Origin of the sequence: Mesorhizobium sp. M0478 (genome assembly GCF_040321305.1) — a bacterium.
GTDB lineage: Bacteria > Pseudomonadota > Alphaproteobacteria > Rhizobiales > Rhizobiaceae > Mesorhizobium.
Genome location: NZ_JAMYRH010000001.1, coordinates 585,349 through 600,938, shown reverse-complemented (window position 1 = coordinate 600,938; position 15,590 = coordinate 585,349). Strand labels below are relative to the sequence as shown.

12 protein-coding genes and 1 pseudogene are annotated in these 15,590 nt (G+C 63.2%); 9 read left to right on the top strand and 4 right to left on the bottom strand.

Annotated features, from left to right (window positions below; translation table 11 throughout):
- Nucleotides 1-18 precede the first annotated feature (18 nt).
- Nucleotides 19-1,275, top strand: a complete 1,257-nt coding sequence (locus NKI64_RS02960; protein WP_352666429.1) for a D-amino acid dehydrogenase — start codon at nt 19-21, stop codon at nt 1,273-1,275.
- Between the two features lie 104 nt (nt 1,276-1,379).
- Here the strand turns inward: NKI64_RS02960 and NKI64_RS02955 are convergent, their stop codons facing one another.
- From NKI64_RS02955 to NKI64_RS02945, 3 genes are all read right to left on the bottom strand, one after another.
- A complete protein-coding gene (locus NKI64_RS02955) occupies nt 1,380-3,530 on the bottom strand; it encodes a phospholipase D-like domain-containing protein (protein ID WP_352666427.1) in 2,151 nt (716 codons plus the stop codon).
- The gene (locus NKI64_RS02950; RefSeq protein WP_023693154.1) at nt 3,527-3,967 is read right to left on the bottom strand and encodes a phospholipase A2 family protein; all 441 of its coding nucleotides are present in this window, start codon (nt 3,965-3,967) and stop codon (nt 3,527-3,529) included. Before NKI64_RS02950 ends, NKI64_RS02955 begins: the two co-directional genes overlap by 4 nt.
- Nucleotides 3,968-4,090: 123 nt before the next feature.
- On the bottom strand, nt 4,091-4,972 hold the full coding sequence (locus tag NKI64_RS02945; RefSeq protein ID WP_023693153.1) for a LysR family transcriptional regulator: 882 nt from the start codon (nt 4,970-4,972) through the stop codon (nt 4,091-4,093).
- 365 nt (nt 4,973-5,337) lie between these two features.
- On the opposite strand from NKI64_RS02945, the gene NKI64_RS02940 reads away from it, so the two are divergent.
- Nucleotides 5,338-6,834, top strand: a complete 1,497-nt coding sequence (locus NKI64_RS02940; protein ID WP_352666425.1) for a CoA-acylating methylmalonate-semialdehyde dehydrogenase — start codon at nt 5,338-5,340, stop codon at nt 6,832-6,834.
- A gap of 203 nt (nt 6,835-7,037) precedes the next feature.
- Nucleotides 7,038-7,337: a hypothetical protein gene (locus tag NKI64_RS02935; protein WP_023688917.1), complete on the top strand. Its 300-nt coding sequence runs from the start codon at nt 7,038-7,040 to the stop codon at nt 7,335-7,337.
- A gap of 36 nt (nt 7,338-7,373) precedes the next feature.
- On the opposite strand, the gene NKI64_RS02930 is transcribed toward NKI64_RS02935, so the two are convergent.
- Complete coding sequence (locus tag NKI64_RS02930; RefSeq protein WP_050588433.1) at nt 7,374-8,063, bottom strand: GntR family transcriptional regulator; 690 nt, start codon at nt 8,061-8,063, stop codon at nt 7,374-7,376.
- Between the two features lie 69 nt (nt 8,064-8,132).
- Here NKI64_RS02930 and NKI64_RS02925 point away from each other — a divergent pair, with 69 nt between their 5' ends.
- The 6 genes and pseudogenes from NKI64_RS02925 to NKI64_RS02900 all read left to right on the top strand — a co-directional run.
- Nucleotides 8,133-9,026 carry a dihydrodipicolinate synthase family protein gene (locus NKI64_RS02925; RefSeq protein WP_023668712.1) on the top strand — a complete coding sequence of 298 codons (894 nt, stop codon included), beginning with the start codon at nt 8,133-8,135 and terminating at the stop codon, nt 9,024-9,026.
- 51 nt (nt 9,027-9,077) lie between these two features.
- The gene (locus tag NKI64_RS02920; protein ID WP_280940450.1) at nt 9,078-10,496 is read left to right on the top strand and encodes an NAD(P)/FAD-dependent oxidoreductase; all 1,419 of its coding nucleotides are present in this window, start codon (nt 9,078-9,080) and stop codon (nt 10,494-10,496) included.
- 13 nt (nt 10,497-10,509) lie between these two features.
- Nucleotides 10,510-11,511: a 4-hydroxyproline epimerase gene (locus NKI64_RS02915; protein ID WP_352666422.1), complete on the top strand. Its 1,002-nt coding sequence runs from the start codon at nt 10,510-10,512 to the stop codon at nt 11,509-11,511.
- 461 nt (nt 11,512-11,972) lie between these two features.
- Entirely contained in the window at nt 11,973-12,875 is a 903-nt protein-coding gene (locus NKI64_RS02910) for a branched-chain amino acid ABC transporter permease (RefSeq protein ID WP_023668715.1), read from the top strand.
- A 4-nt stretch (nt 12,876-12,879) separates the two neighbouring features.
- Complete coding sequence (gene livM / locus NKI64_RS02905; protein ID WP_023668716.1) at nt 12,880-14,475, top strand: high-affinity branched-chain amino acid ABC transporter permease LivM; 1,596 nt, start codon at nt 12,880-12,882, stop codon at nt 14,473-14,475.
- Nucleotides 14,475-15,581: pseudogene (locus NKI64_RS02900) on the top strand (ABC transporter ATP-binding protein); the annotation flags it as partial. The gene livM and the pseudogene NKI64_RS02900, both read left to right, overlap by 1 nt.
- Nucleotides 15,582-15,590: the final 9 nt, after the last annotated feature.

Genomic DNA, 15,590 nt, shown 5'->3' with positions numbered 1-15,590 from the left:
GTCGTGGAGAGTGATGCGATGAAGATCTTCGTGTTGGGCGGCGGCGTTATCGGGGTCACCACTGCCTATTATCTCGCTGAGGCCGGCCACGAGGTGACGGTGTTCGACCGCCAGAAAGGGCCGGCGCTGGAAACCAGCTTCGCCAATGCCGGCGAGATCTCGCCGGGCTATGCTTCGCCCTGGGCCGGCCCCGGCATTCCGCTGAAGGCAATCAAGTGGCTGTTGATGAAGCACGGCCCGCTGGTGGTGCGGCCGGCCTTCGATCCGTATATGTGGACATGGCTCATCAAGATGCTGCGCAATTGCACCGCGGATCGCTATGCCATCAACAAGGCGCGCATGGTGCCGCTCGCCGAATACAGCCGCGACACGCTGAAGGCGCTGCGCGAGGCGACCGGCATCGCTTATGATGAGCGGACCAAGGGCACGCTGCAGCTGTTTCGCACGCAAAAGCAGCTCGACGGCACCGGCGGCGATGTAGAGGTGCTGAAGAAATATGGCGTTCCCTACGAGTTGCTCGATCCCGAAGGCTGCATTGGCGCCGAACCTGCGCTGGCCGGCGTGCGGGAAAAGTTTGTCGGCGGGCTGAGATTGCCCGGCGACGAAACTGGCGACTGCAAGATGTTCACCGATCGGCTGGCCGAGCTCTGCGGGGCGCGCGGCGTCACGTTCGAGTACGGTACGCAGATCCGGCGCTTCTCCAAGAACCGCAATCGCATCGTCAGCGTCGGCACCGACCAGCGCTCGCGCGCGGCCGACGCTTATGTGCTGGCGCTGGGCAGCTATTCGGCGCGCTTCATGCGCCTGCTCAGGCGCCCGATCCCGGTCTATCCGGTCAAGGGCTATTCGATCACCGTTCCGATCAAGGACGCGGTCGCCGCCCCGGTGTCGACGGTAATGGACGAAACCTACAAGGTGGCGATCACCAGGCTCGGCGACCGCATCCGCGTCGGCGGCACGGCGGAGATTTCCGGCTTCGATCTCAGGCTGCATGAATCGCGCCGGCGCACCCTCGAACATTCGGTCGGCGATCTGTTCCCGGATGGCGGCGACCTCAAGGCGGCGTCCTTCTGGTGCGGGCTGCGGCCGATGACGCCGGACGGGCCGCCGCTGGTCGGCCGCACCGAGTTCTCCAACCTCTATCTCAACACCGGGCACGGCACGCTTGGCTGGACCATGGCCTGCGGCTCGGCCAAGGTGCTGTCCGACATCATCTCCAGCAAGGTGCCTGATATCGATGTGCGGGAGCTGGGGCCGGAGCGTTATTTGAGGTAGGGGTGCTTTTTAAAGCTCGCGGGCCAGCACCCCCTCTGTCCTACCGGACAGAGGGGGTGTAAAGGATCGCTACAGAACGGCATTCCTTCAGCCTCGCCAGCCCCTCAAAACGCCTCCTTCACCCAACCCTTCGAGAACAGCCATCGGTAGGCCCACGGTATCGTCACCTTGGTCGATACCGGGTTCGAATGGGCGACATAGTCGTCATAGACCGGCTGCATCCTGGCGTAGAAGGCAGGGTCGAGCACCGTCATGCCGTTCTCCAGATCGTGGAAGAAACTGCGGTTGTTGAGATTGACCGACGAGATCGTCACCAGCCTTTCGTCGATCATCATGATCTTGGAGTGCAGCACGACATCGGCGGCCTTGAATTCGCGGATGTTGATGCGGTCGCCATATTTCTCGACGAACAGCTTGTTGAGCGCGGTCAGCAGCTTGCCGCCAATATCGCCCTTGAGGTCGATGCGGCCGACAATGTCGATCCTGACGCCGCGCGCCAGCGCCCGCTCGATGGCCAGGCTGAGCTTCGGCGTCAGATTAAGGTAGGGATTGACGATCTCGATATGGTGCCGGGCAGTGTCGATCAGCTCGACGAAATAGGTCTCGAGCGCATGGTTGTCCTCGTAGGGCACGGAAATGAAATGGCGCACCGTGCCCGGCGGGCGCCGGCTGTCGGAGCGCACCGGAATGGAGAAGGGTCTTGCGATGTTGGTGTCGGCGTCGCGCAGCCACAATGTCGAGAGATGCGCGGCCAGCGTCTCGACCGTGGCCGGGTCGGCAAACTCGATGTCGAAATCGCTCCAGTTCGAATAGTAGTTGAGCGAGAGGCCGTCGGTCTTGCCGTATTGCTCGAGGTTCGGATAGCGCGACAGGTCGATCGGCTTGTGGAACAGGAAGCCGTCATGAATGTTGCGGCCGCCGATGATGACGCGCGAGCGGGCGGGATCCTCGGCAAGTGTCGCCAGCATCTTGACGTGATGGGTCTTGTGCAGCTGTGACAGTTGCTCGTCGACCGGCGCGCCGTGGTCGGCCCGCCAGCGATATTCCTGCAACTCGACATTGGGATAATCGGCCGCCAGCCGGTGCAGCAGCGCGTCGTCCTTGTCGCGCTCCAGCACGTCTGTGACCATGATGCGCACTTTGGTGCCGAGGCCTGCGTGATGGCGGATCAGCCGCTCGATGACGCGGCCGGAAAAATCGGCCTTGAACTCCAGCGACGACAGATAGACCAGCTTGAGTTTCGGCGCGCGCGAGAAATCGAGCGGCAGTTCGGGGTCGGCCTTGTCGAAGGCGCTGTCGGGTAAAGGCGCGCCGAGCAGCGCTGCGACCTTGGCGTTAAAGCCGTCGCGCGACTTGCGTAACAGGCGCGGTGACCCGAGCGGCAGCGAACAGCTCTGCGACAGCCAGCGGCCGGCGTAAAAGACGCTGGCAAGCTTATCCAGGCGGGATGGATCGGGCACTGGACAACGCTCGTAGCGGCTGTCGAGCGCGGCTATCGCCGGATAGGCAACCTCTTCGCGCAGGATGGTGAGCGGGGCGCCTGCCGGCGCCAGACTGGAGCTGAGCTTGAGGCTGCAACGGTTCAAACCATCGCTGGGGAACAGGCTGGCGGTTTGCCCGGCCGACAGGCGGAGGCGGAAGGCGGCACCGCTCGCCACGCTGCGCGAGCCACCGCCGGCGCGAATCGCCAGCGCCCCGTCGCAGGCGCCAGATATCTCAACCGGCTGCTTTCCCGCCTGGCGCATCACGATCTCGATCGAGCGCGCCTGCAGGCCGGAAAAGCTGAACGTCTTTGGCGCGGAGGGCCGCGCGGCGGCGTTGACATAGAGCGTCTGCCGCGACACGCGCCAACGGCCGTTGAAATGGCCTTCGCCGGTGCCCCTACCTGCCGGCATCTGTTCGGCGCTAACCGGCTTCGCCAGCTGTTCCAGCGTCCGGTAGGTGGCCTGGAAATCGCGGTTGGCGATGGCGTGGCGGTCATGGCCGAACGGACCGGTGCCGTTCGCCCTGTCGATGGCGCCGATCTGGTTGTGGGCGAGCAGCGCCAGGAACTGCCTTTCATAGTCGCTGGCACCGGCATCGCCGAAAAACGCTGCTGCTGCAGTCTGCGGTCCGGGCGTGCCGGCCGATACCGACGGCCGGCCGCAATCCTTCGCATCGGGGAAGAAATCGCAGCTGTGCCGGATCGGGGCGGCGCAACCGACAAGGGCCGCCAGCCCCAGCCCGGCCAGAGCCAGGCAGATGGCGCGGTTCATCCCGTGGCCCCGTTCATCGTCTTCAGCTCAGCCGGGTCGCGCGGCGGCATAAAGCCTTGCGGAAAGACCTTGCAGACGGGAAGTGCGAAAGTGGCGATCAAAAGCTCGGCCTCGCCGCGCACCTTTTTCGGCGCTGTCTTGTCATCACGGATCGCCTTTGCCGAGGCGACGAGCGCGCCGTCGCAGTCGCAATGATTATGGCGCGCGATGTAGCAGGCGTCATGGATTTGGCAGGCGCTGTCGAGGCGATTGACAGGGCGAGCCGAGAGGTCGCCGGTGCGGGTGCCGGGACCGCAGTAATTGCCGAAGACGAAAGGCGACGGGCGGGCCATTGCGATGCGGACCGGCTTGGGCAGTTCGGCTTCCGGAACTGCGGTCCATGGATTGGCGCAGGCGGAAAGCGCGACAAGCGGCAAGATGGCGAGCACCGCTCGCATTTTGATCCGCACCAGCTTTGCAAAAAAGTGTCCCACCCGGCGCAGCCAATCCCTAATGATAGGCGACATCGCGCTTGTTGCCACACTGGCCGATTTTGTGGCGAAGGCAAGGCGGCGCGGCCATCAGACAAACAGCCCGCGCTCTCTCTCGACCGCCTTGGTGATGAAGTTGGCGACGATCTGCACGCGGCGCAGCGGCCGGACCGATTCATGATAGACCAGCCAGTAGGCGCGGCGGATCGGCGTCACGATGTCGACGGGGATCAGCTCCGGCATCGAGCGGGCGACAAAGGTGTGCAAGATGCCGATGCCAGCGCCCGACCGCACCGCTTCGGCCTGGCCCAGCGCTGAGGAGATGGCGAAGCTGGTGCGCCAGTCCGGGCTGAACTCTGCCGCATAGTCGAGCGACGGGCTGACGATCAGGTCTGGGACATAGCCGATCAGCGTATGCTGGCCGAGTTCGGCAGCGGTTTCGGGTAAGCCGTGCGCCTGCGCATAGGCGCGCGAGGCAAACAGGCCGAGTGTGTAGTCGACCAGCTTTCCCGCCACCAGCCTGCCTTCGCTCGGCCGCTCGACGGTGATGGCGATGTCGGCCTCGCGCCGCGACAGCGAGAAGGAGCGCGGCACCGGCACCAGTTGGATGGTGAGTTCGCGGTGCAGCGCGGTCAGCGCGCCAAGACGCGTGGCGAGGAATGCGACGCCAAACCCGTCGGGCGCGCCGATGCGCACGGTGCCTGAGATATCGTCGCCTTCGCCCGACACGGCGGAGCGCGCGGCGATCATGTCGGCTTCCATGCGCTCGGCAATGTCGAGAAAGCGCTGGCCGGCCGGCGTCAGCTCGCTGCCGGTGGTAAGCCGGCGAAACAGTTTTGTCCGTAACGCATCCTCAAGCGCTGCGATGCGGCGCGAGACGGTGGCGTGATTGAGTTCCAGCCGCTTGGCGGCGCCAAGGATCTGCCCGGCGCGGGCCACGGCGAGGAAGATGCGGACGTCATCCCAGTTCATGGGGGTGGTCCGGGCTAGCGGCGAACGCGGCGTTCCCGCCCACCCCCCTCTGGCCTGCCGGCCATCTCCCCCGCAAGGAGGGAGATTGGCAGCTCCGCCACCTGCGTCTCTTTTGCTGCGTTGAAGATTTGCGAAGGCGGCGGCCACATCTGATCTCCCCCCTTGCGGGGGAGATGTCCGGCAGGACAGAGGGGGGTGTGACGGAGCGCAACCTTCGGGCCTTTCAGCAATCTGTAATTTGCGGCAATTAATGCACACTCGTCCTTCGTTGTCTATTTCTTGCACAACGGTTGCGTTTCCCCTCGCGTTGCCTTCGCGCCTGCAAAGGCGTTGAATGCTTCATCACAAACTCAGGGAGAGAAACCATGATCGAATACGGTCATTTCATCGGCGGCAAGCATGTCGCCGGGACCAGCGGGCGCAAGCAGGACGTCATGCAGCCCATGGACGGCTCGGTGCGCGGCACGGTGGCGCTGGCGTCGCCGGCGGAACTGCGTGCGGCTGTGCTGAACGCCAAGGAAGCACAGATCAAATGGGCTGCGACCAACCCGCAGCGGCGTGTGCGCGTGCTGATGAAGTTTCTTGAACTGGTTGCTCGCGACTGTGACGAACTGGCCGATCTCCTGGCGCGCGAGCACGGCAAGACCATCGCCGACGCCAAGGGCGACATCCAGCGCGGCCTCGAAGTGGTCGAAGTCTGCATCGGTGCGCCTCACATGATGAAGGGCGAGTTCACCGACGGCGCCGGCCCCGGCATCGATGTCTATTCGATGCGCCAGCCGCTTGGCGTCGTTGCCGGCATCACCCCGTTCAATTTCCCGGCGATGATCCCGCTGTGGAAGATTGCCCCGGCGCTGGCCTGCGGCAACGCCTTTATCCTGAAGCCTTCCGAGCGTGACCCTGGCGTGCCGATGCGCATCGCCGAACTGTTCCTCGAGGCTGGCCTGCCGGCTGGCGTTCTCAACGTCGTCAATGGCGACAAGGATGTCGTCGACGCCATCCTCGACGATCCTGATATCAAGGCTATCGGCTTTGTCGGCTCGACGCCGATCGCGCATTACATCTACTCGCGCGGCACGGCGGCGGGAAAACGCGTGCAGTGCTTCGGCGGCGCCAAGAACCACATGATCATCATGCCCGATGCCGACATGGACCAGACCGTCGATGCGCTGATCGGCGCGGGCTACGGCTCGGCCGGCGAGCGCTGCATGGCGATCTCGGTTGCCGTTCCCGTCGGCAACGACACCGCCAACCGGCTGATGGAAAAGCTCATCCCGCGTGTCGAAAGCCTCAAAGTCGGCCCGTCGACGGATTCGTCCGCCGATTTCGGCCCGCTGGTGACGGCGCAGGCATTGGAACGCGTCAAGGGCTATGTCGACACCGGCGTCAAGGAAGGCGCCAAGCTGGTCGTCGATGGCCGCGGCTTCTCCATGCAGGGCTACGAGGATGGCTACTATATGGGCGGCTGCCTGTTCGACAATGTGACGGCTGACATGCGCATCTACAAGGAAGAGATTTTTGGTCCGGTGCTGTCGGTGGTGCGTGCGCCGACCTATGAGAGCGCCATCAAGCTCGCCAACGATCATGAGATGGGCAATGGCGTGGCCATCTTCACCCGTGACGGGGATGCTGCTCGTGATTTTGCTTCGCGCGTCCAGGTCGGCATGGTCGGCATCAACGTGCCGATCCCGGTTCCGATCGCTTACTACACGTTCGGCGGCTGGAAGGCGTCGTCCTTCGGCGACCTCAACCAGCACGGCCCGGACGCGTTCCGCTTCTACACCAAGACCAAGACGGTGACCTCGCGCTGGCCCTCCGGCGTCAAGGACGGTGCCGAGTTCGTCATCCCGACGATGAACTGACCGGACGATTTCGAAGATCGGCAAGAAGGCCTGGGTTCAACGTCCCGGGCCTTTCTTTGTACGAAACCGACATTGGCCATCACGTTTAAGCGATGGAACCAAGAGCCTGTCATCTGCCTTAAATTGCATTCCTGCCGTGGTGCAGGCCATCAAAATAGCGCCGGTAGCAGCCGGGGTTCTCGTCTGGCGCAAGGAGGTGTCAGATGACACGACGTCTTGTGGCGGCGATGTTCTTTGCGGTGTTCGCGATGTCCGGCATCGCCCAGGCTAAAGCCGATCAATGCGCGGCGCGGACCGACTTGGTCAAGGCGCTCGGCGAGAAGTTCCACGAAAACCAAGCCGCTCGTGGCCTGGTGAACCCAAATGTGGTGCTTGAGATATTCGTCTCCGACCAGGGCACCTGGACCATCCTGGCCACCGACACACACGGCCAAAGCTGCATCATCACGGCTGGCGAAGGCTGGGACGGGGCGACCATGGCCGCAGTCTTGCCGGGCACCTGATAAAGACCGGTCGGAAGTCTGGAGCAGAGACGGAGTTCAGCGTGTGGCGGCCACTTCGGCATGGCCGCGCAGCAGTGCCATAAGGCGTTTGGCGTCCTTGGCGGCAGCCTCTTCGTCACCGGCCAGGATCGAGCGGATTAGCGCGACGTGGTGTTCGGCCGATTCGGCCAGCCCTGTGTCGGCCTTGTAGCGAAACCAGAAGCGGCGGCTGTGGGTCTGCAGGGGCGCCGCCAGACGGGCCGCAAAAGGGTTGTCGGCGGCCATCGCCAAGGCCTCGTCGAGCGCCTTGTCGGCCTGGATGAAGGCCAGCACATTGCCCGAGATGACGGCCTTCTGCATGGCAAGGGCTGCCTCATGAAACAGGTCGGCGGCCTCACGGGTGACGAAGCGGGCGGCCGAGCGCGCCAGCACCACCTCGACGCCGCGCCTGGCATCCAGCACGCGCAGCCAGTCGCCGGGATGAAGCGGGGCAATGGCGATGCCGGCGCGTGGCCTGACATCCAGCAGTCCTTCCCAGGCGAGGCGCTGGATCGCTTCGCGCACCGGCGTGCGTCCTAGCGCCAGCTTCTCGATGAGGGCGCCTTCGGTGACAAAGCTCGCCGGCGCCAGTTCCAACGTCACGATCATATGCTCGAGTACATGGTAGGCCTTGGCAGCGGCCGGCTCGGGGTATGCTGTCTCACTGGATATCAAAGGTGGGCTCCTGATATATCTTACATATATCATAACGAATTCCGCGTTGACAGCCGGTTTTCAAATAGATATACGGCTGATATATCAGATGGAGAGACGATTATGTGGACCGGAGTTTTCCCCGCCGTCACGACCAAGTTTACTGATGACGACCGCCTCGATCATGCCGAGATGGAGCGCTGCTTTGCTTTGCAGATGGAGGCAGGCTGCGACGGTATCATCGTCTGCGGTTCGCTCGGCGAAGGGCCGATGCTGTCGCATGACGAGAAGATCAAGGTGCTGAAGACTGCCCAGAAAGTTGCAGGCAACAAGCCGGTGCTGCTGACGGTCAACGAGGCGGGCACCCGCGAGGCGGCGAGCATCGCAAAGCGCGCGAGCCGGGAAGGCGCCAACGGGCTGATGGTGGTGCCGAGCCCGATCTATCACACCAACCCGGAAGAGACGGTCGCCGCCTTGCGCGCCGTCGCTCAGGCCGGCGACCTGCCGGTGATGATCTACTCCAACCGCCTCGCCTACCGCGTCGACGTCACCGTCGACCAGATGGAGGAACTGGCCGCCGACAAGCGCTTCGTCGCCATCAAGGAGTCCTCCGACGACATCCGCCGCTCGACAGAGATCATCAACCGCTTCGGCGACCGCTACGATCTGTTCACCGGCGTCGACAATCTCGCCTTCGAGGCGCTGTCGGTGGGCGCCATCGGCTGGGTGGCGGGTCTGGTCGTCGCCTTCCCGCGCGAGACCGTCGCCATCTACCAGCTGATGAAGCAGGGCCGCCGCGAGGAGGCGCTTTCGATCTACCGCTGGTTCCGGCCGCTGCTCGATCTCGATGTCTCGACCTATCTGGTCCAAAACATCAAGCTTGCCGAAGTGCTCGCGATCGACACAAATGACCGCGTGCGCATGCCGCGCCAGCCGCTGTCGGGCGAGCGCCGCAAAGCGGTCGAGAAGATCGTCAAGGACGCGCTGGCGGTACGGCCGAAGCTGCCGCAGTTCTGAAGGCTTTCTTCTCCCCGTGCACGTGCACGGGGAGAAGATGGCGGCAGCCAGATGAGGGGCAGCGCCGACGTGCAAGGAAATTCCAGGGACACAGAGGAGGGCCGCCGCCCCTCATCCGCCCTTCGGGCCCCGCAGCCCTTTGCTGGCGCTCCGGGCGTTCGTCGTTCGGAAAGCCAAGCAGTCGGCTTTTCCACCGCTTCGCGGACCACTCCTCACCCCCGTGAACGGGGAGAAGGGGTAGATATCGCCATTGTCGGTGGCGGCATTGTCGGCATCTGCGCGGCGGCCATGCTGGCCGAGGCCGGGCGCAGCGTCACGGTCTTCGACCGCACCGGCATCTGCGAGGAGACGAGCTCCGGCAATGCCGCCGCCTTCGCCTTCTCCGACGTGCTGCCGCTGGCGCATAAGGGCATGATGCGGCACTTGCCGAAATGGCTTGCCGATCCGCTCGGGCCACTCAGCATCCCGCCGGCCTACTTGCCGAAGCTGTTGCCTTGGCTGTTGCGCTTCTGGCGCGCTGGCGCACCAGAAAAATATGAGGCGAGCCTTGCTGCTCAGGCAGGCATGATGAAGCTCGCCGAGGCTGAATGGATGGGCCTGCTCGACCGTTCCGGCACGCGGCTGATGCTGCGCGAGGACGGCTCGCTGGAGCTTTATGAAAGCGAGGCCGAATTTCAGGCCGGGCTGCCGGGCTGGGCGGCGCGCGAGCGCTTCGGCATCGGCTTTCGCCATGTCGAAGGCGACGAACTGGCGCGGCTGCAGCCGGGACTGTCGCCGCGCTTCATCAAGGGCACCTTCGTGCCGGGCTGGAAGACCGTCGCCGATCCGAAACTGCTCGGCAAGGGGGTGTGGGCCTATGCCGAAAGGCTGGGCGCGCGTTTCGAAAAGGCGCGCATAGAGCGCGTCGCCGCCAATCCTGATGGCGCGACGCTGACGCTGACGGACGGCACGACCAGGCAGGCAAGACATCTTGTCGTGGCCGCCGGGGCATGGTCGCATCTGCTGACGAAGGCGCTTGGCGACACCATCCCGCTCGAAACCGAGCGCGGCTACAACACGACACTGCCGAAGACCGCTTTCGACGTGCAGCGGATGCTGATCTTTTCCGGCCATGGCTTCGTCATCACGCCACTCGAGACGGGCTTGCGCGTCGGCGGCGCCGTCGAGTTGGGCGGTCTCGACCGGCCGCCGAATTTTGCGCGTTCGAAGGCCATGCTGGAAAAGGCCAGACAATTCCTTCCGGGGCTGGACGCGTCAGGTGGCCGCGAGTGGATGGGGTGTCGCCCGTCGCTGCCGGATTCGTTGCCCGTCATCGGCGCGGCGCGCACCGCGTCCAACGTCGTCTACGCCTTTGGCCATGGCCATCTCGGCCTGACCCAGGCGGCGGCCAGCGGCCGCTTGATCCGCGATCTTGTTCTCGGGCAAACTTCGCGGATCGATCTTGCTCCCTTCAGCCCGCAACGGTTTTGAGTTCGAGGAAATCATGGCCAAAAAATCCTTCTTTTGCATCGACGGCCATACCTGCGGCAATCCGGTGCGGCTGGTCGCCGGCGGCGGTCCCTTGCTCGAGGGGTCGACGATGATGGAGCGGCGGGCGCATTTCCTGGCGGAGTATGACTGGATCCGCACCGGGCTGATGTTCGAGCCGCGCGGCCACGACGTCATGTCGGGCTCGATCCTCTATCCGCCGACGCGCGAGGATTGCGACATAGCCATCCTGTTCATCGAGACGTCGGGCTGCCTGCCGATGTGCGGCCACGGCACGATCGGCACGGTGACGATGGCCATCGAACATGGGCTGATCAAGCCGAAGACACCCGGCGTGCTCCGGCTCGACACACCGGCCGGGCTGGTCATCGCCGAATACAAGCAAGTCGGCGACTATGTCGAGGAGGTGCGCATCACGAATGTACCGTCCTTCCTTTATGCCGAGGGACTGACGGTCGACTGCCCGCAGCTTGGCGAGATCACCGTCGATGTCGCCTATGGCGGCAATTTCTACGCAATAGTCGAGCCGCAGGCGAATTTTCGCGACATGGCTGATTATTCCGCCGGCGATTTCGTCGCCTGGAGCCCTGTGGTGCGGCAGCGGCTCAACGAGAAGTACTCGTTCGTGCATCCGGAAAACCCCGGCATCAACCGGCTGTCCCACATGCTGTGGACCGGCGAGCCGACGGTGGAGGGGGCCGACGCACGCAACGCCGTCTTCTATGGCGACAAGGCGATCGACCGCTCACCTTGCGGCACCGGCACCTCGGCGCGCATGGCGCAGCTCCATGCCAAGGGCAAGCTCAAGGCCGGCGACAGTTTTGTCCACGAATCGATCATCGGCTCGCTGTTCAAGGGCAAGGTCGAGAAGGACGTCACTGTTGCCGGCAAGCCGGCCATCATTCCCTCGATCGGCGGCTGGGCGCGGATGACCGGCCTGAACACCATCTTCATCCACGACCGCGATCCGTTCGCGCACGGTTTTGTGGTTAAGTGATACGGTAGGCTGCCGATCATCCACCGAGACCAAGACTTGGACCCAGAGCGGGACCTCTTGGCGAAACCAGTCAGCGAAAGGTTAGCGCGTTGGGCGAGGCATCCACCGCCATAAGTCGGGAAGGAACCCATGTTGCAGCTGGTCAGTACGGAATGTGGCTAAAAAACGAAGCCCGCCAACAACGCAAGGATTCGTCTCATCGCCGAATTTTGACCGGGATTTTTTCGAAATGAGGTCGCTGGCCCGGCTGAATCGTCAAAGACATTGCGTTATGCCAATGATAGGGTCCGCGATAGTCCAGGGGTCGGGAGCAAAAAAACGGGCAATCGGAAGGCGTGCCGGCAAAACACGCTCGACGTTTGAAAAATCACGTTGCAATCCGGGCTCGAAACTTTACGACTAGGGGAAATACGAAAAGGAATGCGTCTGCATGGGCGACATTCCAGGGGAGCCATGTACACATGCAGTACTTTGTCCAGCAGCTTATCAATGGGCTGACGCTGGGATCGATCTATGGGCTGATCGCAATCGGCTACACGATGGTCTACGGCATCATCGGCATGATCAACTTCGCCCACGGCGACATTTTCATGGTCGGGGCATTCGCCGCCCTCGTTGTCTTCCTCATCCTCGGCTCCTTGTTCTATTCGGTCCCGGTCGTCCTGGCGCTGCTGATCATGATGATCGTGGCGATGCTGCTCACCAGCCTCTACAACTGGACGATCGAGAAGGTGGCCTACCGGCCGCTGCGCGGTTCGTTCCGGCTGGCGCCGCTGATCACCGCCATCGGCATGTCGATCGCGCTGTCGAACTTCATCCAGGTGACGCAAGGTCCGCGCAACAAGCCGATCCCGCCGATGGTCAGCCAAGTCTACAACATCAACGGCATCAGCGTGTCGCTGAAGCAGATCATCATCGTCGTCGTCACCGCCCTGCTGCTGGCGCTGTTCTGGTACCTGGTCAACAGGACTTCCCTCGGCCGGGCGCAAAGGGCGTGCGAGCAGGACCGCAAGATGGCGGCGCTGCTCGGTGTCGATGTCGACCGTACGATCTCGATCACCTTTATCATGGGTGCAGCGCTTGCGGCCGTCGCGGGCACGTTGTTCCTGATGTATTACGGCGTCATCGCCTTTTCCGACGGCTTTGTGCCGGGGGTCAAGGCCTTCACCGCGGCCGTTCTCGGCGGCATCGGGTCTCTGCCGGGCGCGGTGCTTGGCGGGCTTTTGATCGGCTTCATCGAGAGCATGTGGTCGGCGTATTTCTCGATCGACTACAAGGACGTCGCGGCGTTCTCGATCCTGGCGATCGTGCTGATCTTCCTGCCTTCCGGCATTTTGGGCCGGCCAGAAGTCGAAAAGGTCTGAGACAATGGCGGTTTCCGTATCCTCGGAGCGCGACACCGTCGCCTCCCCCGTGCAGCGTGCATTGCGCGAAGCGTTCTATGCCGGCGCCATCTCGCTGGGGTTGTTCATTCTCTTCATCGGCCTGAAGACCGACCAGAACATAAGCAACCAGCTGATCCTGGTGCAGCGCTGGTTGCTGCTCATCACCGTGGTCGTGCTGACCATGCTTGGCCGCTTCTTCTACATTGCATATGGCCAGCCGTTCATGGCCAATCAGAAGATCACCAATGTCGCCACCGGCCTGTTGCCGGCGAGCGTCGCGTCGCGCTTCTTCCTGCTTCCGGCCTTCATCGTCGCCGTTGTGCTGGCGGTTGTCCTGGTTGCGTTCGGCAGCGCCCTGCCGGTGTTGGTGGGACCCGATCTGGCCGGCTACCTTCAGTTCCTGCGCGCATTGGCCGTCATTTACGCGCTCGCTTGCGTGATCTTCTATTTCCGCTCCTTCATCCACGCCAATTTCACCAAGCTCGGGATTGCGGCGCTGGTGCTATACCCGATCCTCGTCGTCGTGGTGCTGTCGATCTACGCGTGGTCGATAACCGGCGGCCTGCAGGGCTCGTTGAAGTGGGTCGACAATTTCGGCATCCAGATCCTGATCTATGTGATGCTGGCCTGGGGGCTGAACATCGTCGTCGGCCTCGCCGGCCTGCTCGATCTCGGCTACGTCGCCTTTTACGCGGTCGGTGCCTATGCCTATGCGTTGCTCGGTTCGCAATACGGCCTGTCGTTCTGGATCCTGCTGCCCGCCGCCGGCGCCATGGCCGCCTTCTGGGGCGTTATGCTCGGCTTTCCGGTGCTCAGGCTTCGTGGCGATTACCTGGCGATCGTGACGCTGGCCTTCGGCGAGATCATCCGCCTGGTGCTGATCAACTGGCGTGAAGTCACCAACGGCTCGGCCGGCATCTCCGGCATCCCGAAGGTCACCTTCTTCGGCCTGATGACGTTCAATTCGACCGACCCGAACTACATCGGCAAGGTGCTGCACATCGCCCAGTCGAGCGCCTACTACAAGATCTTCCTCTACTATCTCATTCTCGGGCTGGCGCTGCTGACCGCCTTCGTCACCATCAGGCTCAGGCGCATGCCTGTCGGCCGCGCCTGGGAAGCGCTGCGCGAGGACGAGATTGCCTGCCGCTCGCTTGGCATCAACACCACCACCACCAAGCTCACCGCCTTTGCCACCGGCGCCATGTTCGGCGGTTTTGCCGGCGCCTTCTTCGCCGCACGGCAAGGCTTCGTCAGCCCTGAATCCTTCGTCTTCCTGGAATCGGCGATCATCCTGGCCATCGTGGTGCTCGGCGGCATGGGCTCGCTGGTCGGCATCGCGGTCGCCGCGCTGGTGATGATCGGCGGCACCGAGGCACTGCGCGAACTCGATTTCCTGAAAAGTGTCTTCGGAAAAGATTTCACGCCGGAGCTTTACCGCATGCTTTTGTTCGGCATGGCGATGGTCATCGTAATGCTGTGGAAGCCGCGCGGCTTTGTCGGCAGCCGTGAACCGACGGCCTTCCTCAGTGAACGAAAAGCGGTCTCCTCCTCCTTCACCAAGGAAGGGCACGGCTGATGAGCGCGACCTCCATTCAGAAGACCAATCCGGGTATGAAAGACGCCATCCTCCAGGTCGAGCATCTTTCGATGAAGTTCGGCGGCCTGATCGCCATCGGCGATCTGTCGTTCCAGGCCAAGCGCGGCGAGATCACCGCTCTGATCGGACCCAATGGCGCCGGCAAGACCACCGTCTTCAATTGCATCACCGGCTTCTACAAGCCGTCGGAAGGCATGATTACGCTCAACCGGGCCGACGGCTCGAGCTTCCTGCTCGAACGGCTGCCCAATCATGAGATCCCGGCGCGCGCCAAGGTGGCGCGCACCTTCCAGAACATCCGCCTGTTCTCGGGCATGACGCTGCTGGAGAATCTGCTGGTTGCCCAGCACAACAAGCTGATGAAGGCATCCGGCTATACGATCCTGGGCCTGTTCGGGATCGGCGGCTACCGCAGAGCCTCGGCTGAATCGGTGGAGCTTGCCAAGCACTGGCTGGAGAAGGCCGATCTTGTCGATCGCGCCGACGATCCGGCCGGCGACCTGCCCTATGGCGCGCAGCGGCGCCTCGAGATTGCGCGCGCCATGTGCACAGGGCCCGAACTTCTGTGCCTCGACGAGCCTGCGGCCGGTCTCAATCCGAAGGAGTCGGCTGCGCTGAATTCGCTGCTGATGGACATCAAGAGCAGTACCTCGATCCTGCTGATCGAACATGACATGTCGGTGGTCATGCAGATTTCCGACCATGTCGTGGTGCTTGAATATGGCCGCAAGATTTCCGACGGCAGCCCGCAATCGGTGCGTACCGACCCGCGCGTCATCGCCGCCTATCTCGGCGTCGACGACGAGGAGGTCGAGACGGTGCTGACCGAGGTTGGCGATGAAGACGTCATCGAGCAGCTGGACATCGGGCCGGATTCGGCTCACGGACCAGGCACATCGTCTTCCTATCTCGCCGGCCCGGTAAGCGACACGATCGGCCACAGCCAGGGCGAGCGGGTCACAGTGTCGAAGGGAGCTTCAAAAGCCACCCAATACGATACAAGAGCCAACTCCGCGCCAAGAGCACCGTCCGAGCGTCTGACAGCCAAGTCCAAGCCGGCGGCCACCAAATCCCCGACAGGCAAGCCGCGCGGA